Source organism: Mycolicibacterium pulveris (genome assembly GCF_010725725.1).
Taxonomy (GTDB): Bacteria; Actinomycetota; Actinomycetes; order Mycobacteriales; family Mycobacteriaceae; genus Mycobacterium; species Mycobacterium pulveris.
Map to the genome: position 1 here is coordinate 4,255,023 of NZ_AP022599.1, position 12,109 is coordinate 4,267,131.

Annotated in this window: 8 protein-coding genes; 6 read left to right on the forward strand and 2 right to left on the reverse strand. The window is 67.7% G+C overall.

Going from position 1 to position 12,109, the window contains the following annotated elements:
• Window positions 1-66: 66 nt before the first annotated feature.
• The 3 genes from G6N28_RS20660 (at window position 67) to G6N28_RS20670 (ending at window position 1,981) form a co-directional block, all read left to right on the forward strand.
• On the forward strand, window positions 67-519 hold the full coding sequence (locus G6N28_RS20660; RefSeq protein WP_163903532.1) for a PaaI family thioesterase: 453 nt from the start codon (window positions 67-69) through the stop codon (window positions 517-519).
• 175 nt (window positions 520-694) lie between these two features.
• The gene (locus G6N28_RS20665; RefSeq protein WP_163903534.1) at window positions 695-1,057 is read left to right on the forward strand and encodes a cupin domain-containing protein; all 363 of its coding nucleotides are present in this window, start codon (window positions 695-697) and stop codon (window positions 1,055-1,057) included.
• A gap of 129 nt (window positions 1,058-1,186) precedes the next feature.
• Complete coding sequence (locus G6N28_RS20670; RefSeq protein WP_163903536.1) at window positions 1,187-1,981, forward strand: SDR family NAD(P)-dependent oxidoreductase; 795 nt, start codon at window positions 1,187-1,189, stop codon at window positions 1,979-1,981.
• A 95-nt stretch (window positions 1,982-2,076) separates the two neighbouring features.
• Here G6N28_RS20670 and G6N28_RS20675 read toward each other — a convergent pair whose 3' ends face one another.
• The gene (locus G6N28_RS20675) at window positions 2,077-3,735 is read right to left on the reverse strand and encodes a (2,3-dihydroxybenzoyl)adenylate synthase (RefSeq protein ID WP_163903539.1); all 1,659 of its coding nucleotides are present in this window, start codon (window positions 3,733-3,735) and stop codon (window positions 2,077-2,079) included.
• Window positions 3,736-3,834: 99 nt separating this feature from the next.
• Between G6N28_RS20675 and G6N28_RS20680 the strand changes: the two genes are divergently transcribed.
• Window positions 3,835-7,299 carry a non-ribosomal peptide synthetase gene (locus G6N28_RS20680; protein WP_163903541.1) on the forward strand — a complete coding sequence of 1,155 codons (3,465 nt, stop codon included), beginning with the start codon at window positions 3,835-3,837 and terminating at the stop codon, window positions 7,297-7,299.
• Between the two features lie 83 nt (window positions 7,300-7,382).
• Here G6N28_RS20680 and G6N28_RS20685 read toward each other — a convergent pair whose 3' ends face one another.
• Complete coding sequence (locus G6N28_RS20685; protein WP_163903543.1) at window positions 7,383-8,243, reverse strand: LLM class F420-dependent oxidoreductase; 861 nt, start codon at window positions 8,241-8,243, stop codon at window positions 7,383-7,385.
• Window positions 8,244-8,356: 113 nt separating this feature from the next.
• Between G6N28_RS20685 and G6N28_RS20690 the strand changes: the two genes are divergently transcribed.
• Together G6N28_RS20690 and G6N28_RS20695 are read left to right on the forward strand one after the other, a co-directional pair.
• Entirely contained in the window at window positions 8,357-10,186 is a 1,830-nt protein-coding gene (locus G6N28_RS20690; protein ID WP_163903546.1) for an ABC transporter ATP-binding protein, read from the forward strand.
• Complete coding sequence (locus tag G6N28_RS20695; protein ID WP_163903547.1) at window positions 10,183-11,916, forward strand: ABC transporter ATP-binding protein; 1,734 nt, start codon at window positions 10,183-10,185, stop codon at window positions 11,914-11,916. Before G6N28_RS20690 ends, G6N28_RS20695 begins: the two co-directional genes overlap by 4 nt.
• Window positions 11,917-12,109: the final 193 nt, after the last annotated feature.

Here is a 12,109-nt window from a genome sequence, read left to right on the forward strand (position 1 = left end):
GCGTCCGCGACGAATGTGTCGCCAAAACTCACATCGCAGACGTCCGTTCGCGGATACTGGCGGTCGGTGGAGGCGACATCGATTCAGGACCGGCTTTTTCCGACCATGACCTGCTTCGGTTGTGGACCGGCCAACCCTCGCGGTCTCCAACTCAAGAGTTATGTCGCAGACGGGCATGTCACCGCGACCTTCATGCCATGGTCCGAACACGACAACGGCTTGGGTTTCCTCAACGGCGGCATCATCGCCACCCTGCTCGACTGCCACTCTGCCGCTGGTGTCATGAACGAGGCCGCGCTCCAAGGATGGGAGGCGCCGCCCGGGGCCCTGCTGCCGTTCGTGACCGCCGGCATCGACGTCCGTTATCTGCGTCCCAGCCCACTTGACAGGACGGTCGAGTTGCGCGCCGTCATCGTCAAATCAACCGAACCTGAAATCGTCTGTGATGCCGAACTGCTGTACGACGGCAAGACCCGCGCCACGGGTCATGCGGTCTGGAAACGCTGGCGACTACGGTGATTTCGTTCGCAAGTATTGCCCGACCCACCTCACCGAGCGCGATGTCACCCGGTGCTCCGACGGCACATGTATTCAATGGACTGCGCAGCCGGCACCGATGGAAGACCTTCGGGAAACTCCATCTCGCGGGCGTAGGCAACTCTAGACTGTCAGCAGCGAACATCCGGGCGGCGACATGGAACGATTCACACACGACGACATCCCCGCGGTGATCGAGGGCGACGGCGTGGACTTCCGCAGCCAAAAGGCTGGGGTGATGTCGATCGCATGGGTTAGGTTGGCGGCCGGCACCGATCTGCGGCCAGCCCTGGTGGGGCTCGATGACGACCTCTGTCAGTGCCCCCATTGGGGCTACATGCTCAGCGGCCAGCTGCGGATGCATACCCGTGAAGGAGAACACACCTATGGCGCCGGGGACGCGTTCTACTGGGCTGCGGGGCACGCGCCCGAGGCGATAACGGATTGTGAATACGTCGATTTCTCGCCCACCGAGAGTATCAAGCCAGTACTCGATCACCTCACGGGCGCAGGCGGCTGACATGCCGAAGCCCTTTCAGGCCGTCGAACCCTCTACTCAATACCCTTTAAGCCGGTTGTATTCGTTCTGAGATAAGGGATCTCGCCAACGTCAGGTCAACCGTTCGTCGTGGGAGATGCGGAGGGTGCTATGGACATCAATGGCGCGACGGCGGTGGTGACAGGCGCTGCCGGTGGCCTCGGTGGTGCGATTGCCCGTGTCCTGAACGCCCGTGGCGCTCGCCTGCTCCTCACCGACAGGCGGGAAGAAGCCCTCAAATCTCTGGCGTCGCAGTTGAATGGGGCCGAGATCCTCGTTTGCGATCTGGCGGATTCCGCCCAGGTCGCCGAGCTGTCCGCTCGCTTGGCCGACACCGATATTGTGGTCTCAAACGCGGCGTTACCGGCTACCGGCAAGCTCGAGGACTTCACGCCCGAGCAACTCAACCGAGCGCTCGACGTGAACCTGCGAGTACCGATGCTCATGACACAGCAGTTGCTGCCGGGGATGCTGCAACGCAGGCGTGGCCACTTCGTCTACATCTCATCGATCGCCGGCAAACTGCCCAGCGCCCGCGTACCCATCTACTCGGCCACAAAGGCCGGGCTGCGCGGCTTTTGCGGATCGCTTCGCCAGGACCTTCACGGGTCTGGAGTAGGCGCATCGGTCGTATTCCCCGGAACGATGACAGACGCCGGCCTTTTGGCCGACGCTGGCCTACCGGCCACGCCCGGCACGAAGGGAACGTCGTGCGACTTCGTTGCGCATCGCGTCATCGCCGCTATCGTGAAGAATCTGGGCGAAGTCGATGCGGCCGAGCTGCCCATCCGCATCATGGCGAGGTTCGGCGGCATGGCGCCCGAACTGGCCGCGCGCCTCGCGCGGAGGAAGGATTCCGTCGCGTGGGGCGACCAGGTGACCGAGGGGCTGCGTCACCTCCGCTGAGTTGCTCTGCGTGAGAATGTACTTGCCGCAGTCGGTCTGACTGGGTGCCGCACCCCGATGCCGCGGCCAGCCGGGCCGAGAAGTGACGACGCACCTCAACCGGTCAGCTGGGCCACCACCTTCTTCTTGTCCACCTTGCCGACCGCGGTCTTAGGCAGCGACGGCATCGGGGCGAGCATGTCCGGACGGCAGTGCGCCGACACCCCGCGCTCGTCGAGGAACTGGTTGAGCTCGGCGAGCGTGATCGGGGCGCCCTTGAAAACAACCGCTGCACAGATCTTTTCGCCGAGGTACTCGTCGGGTACGGCGACGGCGGCCGCCGTGTAGATCGCGGGATGGGCGAAAAGATGCTCTTCCAGGTCGGACGCCGACACCGTCTCGCCGCCGCGGTGAATGACGTCCTTGATGCGGCCGGTGACCTCCACGTAGCCCGCCAGCGGGCCGTCGTCGAAGATCCGTACCCGGTCGCCGGTTCGATAGAACCCGTCGGGGCTGAACGAGCGCGAATTCGCCTCGGCGGCGCGGTAATAGCCGTTGAGGGTGTATGGCCCGCGCACCAGCAGCTCACCCTCCTCGCCCGGGGCGACCGGCGCACCGGCGTCGTCGACCACCAGCATCTCGTCGTGCGGTGACATCGGCCGACCCTGCGTGTTGAGCACGATGTCGACGGAGTCGCCCAGGCGGGTGAAGTTGAGCATGCCCTCGGCCATGCCGAAGATCTGCTGTAGACCCGGGGTCAACCCCTCGAGGATGTAGCGCGCCTCGTCGGCGGTCATCCGGGACCCGCCGACCTGCACCAGACGTAACGACTTGGGCAACACCGGTTCCCACTCGCAGGCTTGTGTCCACATCTTGGCCAGGGCATTGACGAGGCCGGTCACGGTGATGTTGTGCCGGTCGATCAGTGCGAACGCCGACTCGGGGCTGGGGTCGGTGGTGAACACCGACGCTGCGCCGACCGTCATCGATCCGAGCAGGCCCGGGCAGGCCAGCGGGAAGTTGTGACCGGCGGGCAGCACCACGAGGTAGACGTCCTCGGCGGTGAGCCCGCACTCTCGAGCGCTGCCGATCGCGTTGTAGACGTAGTCGTTGTGCGTGCGTGGAATGAGCTTGGGTAGCCCGGTAGTGCCGCCGGACACCAGCAGCAGCGCGGGCAGATCGGGGTCGACCGGTGCGGGTTCGCTTATGTCCCCGTCGAAATCGTGCAGCTGCGACCAGGATTGGAAGCTGCCCGGCTCGCCGTGAACGAACACATGACGCAGCGCCGGATGATCGCTGACCAGACCCGCGGCCATCTCCCGGTAGTCGAATCCGGCGACCACGTCGGGGATGATCAACCCCACCGCCCCGCTGACCTCGGCGAAGTGGCCGAGCTCCGCGGAGCGGTGTCCCGACAGACACATCACCGGCACAGCGCCCGCGCGCAGCAGGCCGAACAGCGCGACCGCGAACTCACAGGTGTTCGGAAGCTGCAGCAGCACCCGGTCGCCTGGCGCGATGCCGCGGTCGGTCAGTGCCGCGGCGATGCGGGCGGCGCGCGTGTCAAGTTCGGCGAACGTGTAGGTGACGTCCGCGTCGATCACCGCGTGCCGGTCGGGCCACCTGTCGGCCGCGTCCGTGAGGATCGAATCGAGCCGGCGATCGGTCCAGTAGCCCTGTTCGCGGTATTTCTCGGCACGGTCGCGGGGGAATGGCACGAAACCTGTGGCCAGGTCGCCGAAGTCGGTTCGCTGAGGCGTGAAACCGGTGCTCATGGAGGATGTGGCCCCTCTGGTAGGTATGTGCGGTGCCTCGAATATAAGGTAGCCTCCACCGAGTTAGTTAGGGCAGCCTTCACTAATTTGGAGGATCGAGTGGGTAACGCGGCGACGAGTTCCGAGACCGTCCGCAAGGAGGTAGCCGAACTCCTCGGGGTCAGCCCCGACGCCGTCGACCCGGACTCCGACTTGATCGCCTCCGGTCTCGACTCCATCCGGATGATGTCGCTGTCCGGTCGCTGGCGTAAGCAGGGCATCGACGTCAACTTCGCCGCGTTGGCGCAGAACCCCACCGTCGCGGCGTGGTCGGCGCTGGTCGCCGAGCGCACCGCCGACGCCGACACCGGCGCGGCCACAGCGCATCCCGGCGATCCCGATGTCGCCGCCGACGACGCGTTTCCGCTCGCGCCGATGCAGCACGCGATGTGGCTGGGTCGCAACGAAGACCAGGAACTCGGCGGGGTGGCGGCGCACCTGTACGTGGAATTCGACGGCGTCGGCGTCGATCCGGAGCGGCTGCGCGCGGCGGCTGCGAAACTCGTTGCGCGCCACCCGATGCTTCGCGTGGAGATCCTGCCCGACGGCACGCAGCGGATAGGAAACCGCGGGCTGCCCGTGACCGTGTACGACCTGCGCGACCTCGAAGAGAACGCGGTGGCGCAGCGCCTCGACGCCATCCGGGACGAGAAGTCGCACCAGATCCTCGACGGCGACGTGCTGGAACTGAGCCTGTCGCTGTGCCCGGGCGGACGCACCCGCCTGCACGTCGACATGGACATGAACGCCGCCGACGCGGTGAGCTATCGCAAGTTCATGGCCGATCTCGCGGTGTTCTACCGCGGCGGTGAGCTGGCGGAACTGGGCTACACCTATCGGCAATACCGTGACGCGCTCACCGCCTCGGACACCGGCCCGTCCGAAGAGGACGTGCAGTGGTGGGCCGAACGCCTGCCGGATCTGCCGGAACCGCCTGCGCTGCCGCTGGTTCCGCCCGCCGAGCGAAAGGATCCGCGACGCAGCGTACGGCTCTGGCACATTTTCGATGTCCCGACCCGAGATGCTCTGTTCGCCGCCGCCCAGCGCCGCGGGCTCACGCCGGCGATGGCCGTCGCGGCGTCCTATTCCAACGCGTTGGCACGGTGGGCGACCAACTCGCGCCTTCTGCTCAACCTGCCGATGTTTGGCCGCGAACCGTTTCATCCCGACGTCGAGAAGCTGGTCGGGTGCTTCACCTCGTCGCTGATGCTCGACATCGATCTCACGCACACCCGCACCGCCGCGGAGCGCACCCGGGCGGTTCAGGAGACGTTGCACCGCACCGCGGCACATTCCAGTTACTCGGGTCTGTCGGTGCTGCGCGATCTGGGCCGGCACCGCGGTACACCGACGCTGGCGCCGATCGTGTACACCAGCGCGATCGGCCTCGGCGATCTGTTCGCGGGGGAGGTGACCGATCAGTTCGGCGTGCCGGTGTGGACGATTTCACAAGGCCCACAGGTGCTTCTGGACGCACAGGCCACACCGCTGGCGACCGGGCTGATGATCAACTGGGATGTTCGCATCGACGCGTTCCGCCCCGGCGTGGCCGAGGCGATGTTCGCCTACCACATCGCCGAACTAGCCCGGCTCGCCAGCGACGACGCGGCATGGGACGCGCCGGATCCGCCCGCGGTGCCGCCGCGGGCCCGCTCGGTCCGCGACGCCCTCAACGCCACGACCGCACCGCCCAGCGGGGAAGCGTTGCACGACGGGTTCTTTCGCTCGGCGCAGGCGACGCCCGACGCCCCGGCGGTGCTCGGACGCGACCGCCAGCTCAGCTACGGCGAGCTGCGCAGGCAGGCGCTCTCCGTCGCTGAGACGTTGCGCGACAACGGGGTGAGGCCGGGCGACCTGGTCGCGCTGGTCGGACCGAAGTGCGCCGAGCAGATTCCCGCGGTGCTGGGCATCTTGGCCTCTGGTGCGGCATATCTGCCGATCGGCGCGGACCAACCGGCGGACCGGGCCGCGCGCATCCTGGACTCCAGCGGTGTGGCGGCCGTGCTGATGTGCGGCGACGCCCAACCGGGTGCGGGTCTGCCGCAGGTACCGACCTTCGCCGTGGCCGCCGCGCTCGGTCGCGACGCGGATGCCGACCCCGCCGTGGACCCCTCGGCGTTGGCGTACGTGCTGTTCACCTCGGGCTCGACCGGGGAACCCAAGGGCGTCGAACTGACCCACGACGCGGTGATGAACACCGTCGAGTTCCTCAGCGAACACTTCGATCTCGGACCGGGCGACCGCAGCCTGGCGTTGGCCTCACTGGAAGCCGACATGTCGGTGCTGGAGATCTTCGCGATCCTGCGGGCGGGCGGCACGGTCGTCGTGGTTGACGAGCAGCAGCGCCGCGACCCCGACAGCTGGGCGGACCTGATCGAGCAGCACTCCGTCACCTTCTTGAACTGGATGCCGGGCTGGCTGGACATGCTGCTGAACGCCGGCGACGCGCGGTTGTCGAGCCTGCGGGTGGTGCTTCTCGGTGGCGACTGGGTGCGGCCGGAACTCGTCGCGGCCCTGCGCAATGCCGTGCCGGGGGTGCGGGTAGCCGGGCTGGGCGGGGCGACCGAGACGGCGGTGCACGGAACGCTGTGCGAGGTCGATGGGGAGCCGCTGTCGCACTGGACCTCGGTGCCCTACGGCACACCGTTTCCCAACAACGCGTGCCGGGTGGTCGCCGCCGACGGCTCGGACTGCCCGGACTGGGTGCCGGGTGAGCTGTGGTTCTCCGGGCGCGGCATCGCGCGCGGATACCGTGGCCGCGAGGATCTGACCGCCGAGAAGTTCGTCGAGCACGACGGCCAAACCTGGTACCGTACCGGCGATCTCGTGCGCTACCTGCCGGACGGAACGCTGGAGTTCCTCGGCCGCATGGACCATCGGGTCAAGCTCAGCGGATATCGGATCGAACTGGGGGAGGTCGAGGCGGCGCTCAAGCGGGTCGCGGGCGTCGAAGCCGCCGTCGCCGCGGTGATATCCGGCGAGCGCGACGTGCTGGCGGCATTGGTGCGCGCCACGGATCCCGGCGTCGATACGGACGCCGTCGCGACGCGCATGGCCGAACTGGTTCCCGCGCACATGGTTCCGAAGGTCATCGTGGTGACCGACCGGATACCGTTCACGCTGGCGGGCAAGATCGATCGTGCCGCGGCCGAACGGCAACTGGCCGACGCCGAGATGCCCGCGGAACACGCCTACCGGGCACCGACGAGCCCGCTGGAGTCGGCGCTGGTCGCGATCGTCGCCCGGGTCTTGGGCGTCGACGCGGGGCGGGTCGGCGTCGACGACGACTTCTTCGCCCTCGGCGGGGATTCGCTGTTGGCGACCCATGTCGTTGCCCGGGTTCGCGATTGGCTGGACACGTCGTCGATGATGGTCACCGACATGTTCGCCGCACGAACGATCGCGAAGCTGGCCGAGCGCCTGCGTGAGCGCGAACCCGACGGCGAGCGCCCCGACGCGGTGGCCGAGGTGTACCTGGACGTCGCGCAGATGGACAGCGCCGAGGTGCTCTCCGAACTCGGCTAGCCCCGAATCGCTGGCGCCGAGATCGACGAAATGGTCGCAAATATGCGAGAGAATCCACCATTTCGTCGATTTCGGCGAAGAAACTAGAGCAGGGCCGCAGCCAGTCGGCGCCACTGCTCGCGCGGGAATTCCCTCGGGTCGGCGGTCAGCACCTGCACACACACGTGGTCGGCGCCTGCTTCGCGATGCTCGCTGACGCGGGCCCGCACGGCATCCTCGTCGCCCCAGGCGATGATCGCGTCGAACAAGCGGTCGCTGACCGACGTCACGTCCTCCTCGGTGAAGCCGGAGCGCAGCAGGTTGTTGGCGTAGTTCGGCAACGCCAGATACGACCGCAGCCAGTCCTTTCCGACCGCGTGGGCCTCCGCCTTGTCCTCGGTGAGCAGCACCGTCTGCTCGGGCAGCAGCAGCGGGCCCTCGCCAAGCACCTCCCGTGCCGATCGGGTGTGATCGGGCGTGACCAGATACGGATGCGCGCCCCGCGACCGGGTCGCCGCCAGCTGCAGCATCTTCGGGCCCAGCGCGGCGAGGACCCGGTTGGCGACCGGCACCGGTTTCTCCGTCGCGTCGATCGCATCGAGGAAGGCCCGCGTCGCGGCCAGCGGCTTGCGGTAGCGACCCGGCTCCTTCGAATCAATCAGTGGCGCATGGCTGCAACCGATCCCCAGCAGGAAACGCTCACCGTGTTGCTCCGTCAAGCCGGCGTAGCGCGCCGCCACCTCGGCGGGCTCGTGCATCCACAGGTTCAGGATGCCGGTCGCGATGACCACCTGCTTGGTCGACGCCAGCAGATGGTCGACCGAATCGAGGACCGGCCCACCGACATCGGGAATCCACAGCGCCTCGAAGCCCAGCTCCTCCAGCTCCGCGGCCGCTTCGGCGGCCTGGCCCTCATCGCCGTAGCGCAGCTGAGAACTCCAAATCCCGACACCCGCCAGATCCATGTCCTGTCCTTTCGCGGTCCTCTCGCACCTAACCGACCACCCCCACGTTACGTAGCCGCCGACGCGCCCACCTCGACCGGTAGGGTTAGGCCACCCTAACCAGGAGGAGTGTGATGACCGCAGCGCAGACCGCGCTCGACGGTGTGGAGCCGGCCCCGTCGGCACCGGCGCCGGAGACGGCCAAGCGCGCCGCGACCTACGACAAGCTCGCCCTGCAACAGCTGCTGGCCCCGACGCGGTCGCGCACCTCGCGGGCCCAGCTGTACCAGCTGCTGGCGTCCGCGGCGACCGTCGTGCCGTTCATCGGCATCGTCGAGATCGGTCGGGAGCTGCTGGCCGACGGGCCGGTCAACGCGTCCCGGGTCTGGGCCATCGTGGCCGTCGTGGTGATCGCGCTGCTGGTCCGCACGGTCGCGGGCGGCGCCGCGCTGACCATCACGCACTACGCCGACGTCGACCTGCAGCGCTCGCTGCGGCGGCGCATCGTCGACAAGCTCAGCCGGCTGCCGCTGGGCTGGTTCAACACCACCTCCTCGGGCGAGGTGCGCAAGGCCGTCCAGAACGACGTCGGGGAATTGCACTTCCTGGTGGCCCATTCCGCCGTGGAGAACACCGGCGCGCTGGCCACCCCGGTGTTCGGGCTCGCGTACTGCTTCTACCTCGACTGGCGGCTCGGCTTGCTGGCGCTGGCGACCGTGCCGCTCTACGTCGCCATCTTCACGTGGCTGGGCCGCGACTCCAGAACCCAGATGGAGCGGCTCAACCACGGCCTCGAACGGATCAGCGCCACCATCGTCGAGTTCATCGCCGGCGTGTCGGTGGTCAAGACCTTCGGCGAAACCGGCAAGGCGCACAGGCGGTTCGCCGACGCCGCCGACCAGTTCAACGACAGCTTCGCCGAGTGGATGGGGCCGCTGGTCCGCGTCAAGGCCGCCTCGTCGATCTTCATCGAAACCCCGGTGCTGTTGCTGGCCAACCTGGCCGGCGGCTACTGGTTCGTGCGCAGCGGCTGGGTGGCTCCGATCGAGGTGCTCGGCTCGACGCTGGTCGCGGTCACCATCCCCGCCGCGGTGCTGACCGTCGGATACTCGACCCACATCAAACGCCAGGCCGCCTCGGCCGCCGGCCGGCTGCAACGGCTGCTCGACACGCCGGCCCTGCCGATGCCCACCGACCCGCAGGTGCCACGGGACAACTCGGTGCAGTTCGACGCCGTCGGCTTCTCCTACGACGGGAAAAACACTGTGCTGCACGATGTTTCGCTCACATTGGCGCCGGGCACGATCACTGCCCTGGTCGGCCCGTCGGGCAGCGGGAAGTCGACCCTGGCCACGCTGGTGCCGCGGTTTCACGACGTCACCGCCGGTGCGGTGCGTGTCGGAGGCGTCGACGTACGCGAAATCGCGTCCCGGGAGCTGTACCGTCACGTCGGATTCGTGCTGCAGGACGTCGCGCTGCTGGGGATCAGCGTCGCCGACAACATCCGGCTCGGCAAGCCCGACGCCACCCAGCAGGACATCGTCGCCGCGGCCAAAGCCGCGCACATTCACGACCGAATTCTGCAGTTGCCCAACGGCTATGACTCGGTCGTCGACGTCGACGCGCACTTCTCCGGCGGGGAGGCGCAGCGCGTCAGCATCGCCCGCGCGCTGCTGGCCGACACCCCGATCCTGGTGCTCGACGAAGCGACCGCATTCGCCGATCCCGACTCCGAAGCACAGATCCAGGCCGCGCTGTCGCGGCTGATCGTCGGGCGCACGGTGCTCGTCATCGCCCATCGCCTCGGCTCGATCGTCTCCGCGGACCAGATCGTGGTGCTCAGCGACGGCCGCATCGTCGAACAGGGCCGCCACCAGGACCTGCTCGAAAGCGGTAATCGGTATGCACGGATGTGGCAGACCTACACCGCCGGCCACGCCACGGAATGGGAGGTGACGCGGTGATCCGCAGCTTTCTGCGCATCCTCGGCCCGCAGCGCGGCCAGATGTACATCTACCTGGCGCTGGTGACGGTCTACGGGTTGCTGCACGGCTTGGCGATGGTGCTGTTGGTGCCGATCTCGGTGGCGCTGTTCGACGGTGACTTCACGGCCGCGGCGCGCTGGCTGGGGGTGCTCGCGGTCGTGGTGGTGGTCGCGTCGGCGTTGAACTATGCGCAGGCCACCTCGGCGATCCGGATGGCGCTGACCACGATGCGGTTGCTGCATCACCGGCTCGGCGATCACATGGTGACGCTGCCGCTGGGCTGGTTCAACCGCGAGCGGACCGGGCAGGTCTCCCAGATCGCAGTCAAGGGAACGGTTTTCGTCGGCACAAGCGGCGGTAACCTGCTCACCCCGCTGGTGCTCAACGTGGTCAGCGCGACGACCGTGGTGGTCGGGTTGACGATCTTCGACTGGCGGATCGGGCTGGTCGCCGTGATCGGAGGGGCGCTGCTGATCGCCTGCGGCAAGTTCGCCTCCCGCTTGATCGCCTCGGCAGAACAGGTCAGCCACGAGGCCGAAACAGAGGTCAACAACCGGGTGCTCGAATTCGCCCGCTATCAGCCGGTGCTGCGCGCGTTCGGTCGCAGCGGCGCCGACTACGAACCGCTGGCCGACGCGCTGGAAACGCAACACCGCGTCGGGCGCCGGGCGCTGCGGCAGTCGGTGGCCGGGCTGATGCTCAACGGCGTTGCCGTACAAGCGGTCTTCTCGGTTCTGATCGCCACGGGCGCCTGGATCGCCGTCAACGGCGACATGAACCCCATCACGCTGGTGGCCATCCTCGGCCTCGCCGCCCGGTTCGCCTCGCCGCTTGCCGCGCTCGCCGAGGTCGGTTCGGCGATGCGGATCGCCGCGACAGAGTTGCGCCGTATCACCTCGATCCTGGAGACCCCGGCGCTGCCGGAACCCGAAGACCCGCGCCCGGTGTCGATTCCGGGTCGGGTCGAACTCGACCACGTCGCGTTCGGCTATGCGGGGCGAAACGTGTTGTCGGACGTCAGTTTCGTCGCCGAACCGGGAACGATGACCGCGCTGGTCGGGCCGTCGGGGTCGGGCAAGTCCACGATCACCAAGCTGATCGCCCGCTTCTATGACGTCGACGCCGGCGTGATCCGGGTCGGTGGTGTCGACGTCCGTGACCAGAGCAGCGCCGACCTGATGGCGCAGCTGTCCCTGGTCTTTCAGGACGTCTACCTGTTCGACGACACGTTGTGGGAGAACATCCGGATCGGCCGGCCCGATGCGACCGACGAGCAGATCGTCGAGGCGGCGCGCACCGCCGGTCTGCTGCCGGTCGTCGAACGTCTGCCCGGCGGCTGGCAGACCAGGGTGGGGGAGGGCGGTTCGGCCCTTTCCGGCGGCGAGCGCCAGCGCGTGTCGATCGCCCGCGCGCTGGTCAAGAACGCGCCGATCGTGTTGTTCGACGAGGCCACCAGCGCGCTCGACCCGGAGAACGAGCACCACGTTGCGGAGTCCATCCGCACATTGGCGCAGACGAGCACGGTCATCGTCATCGCGCACAAGCTGTCCACGGTGACCGCCGCCGACAACATCGTGGTCCTCTCCTCCGAGGGCACCGTCGAGGACCAGGGCACCCACGCCGAACTGATGCAGCGCGGTGGCCAGTACGCGCAGTTCTGGGAGCGTCGGGTCGCCGCGACCGGATGGACGATGGCCGCCCAGGGGTAGCCAGCAAATCTGTTTGCGCCGATTCGTTGGCTTGACGGCTGCTCAGCAAACGGTCGGGTGGAGCCGCGACGTGGTCGACGTCACCCGGTGGCGCTCGGGGCGTAGGCGTGTTCGGCGGACCGAAAATGAGGTAACGTCATCCTAACTTAGGGCAGCCTGCGCTAATTCGTGGAGGAGATCATGGAGGCACCGA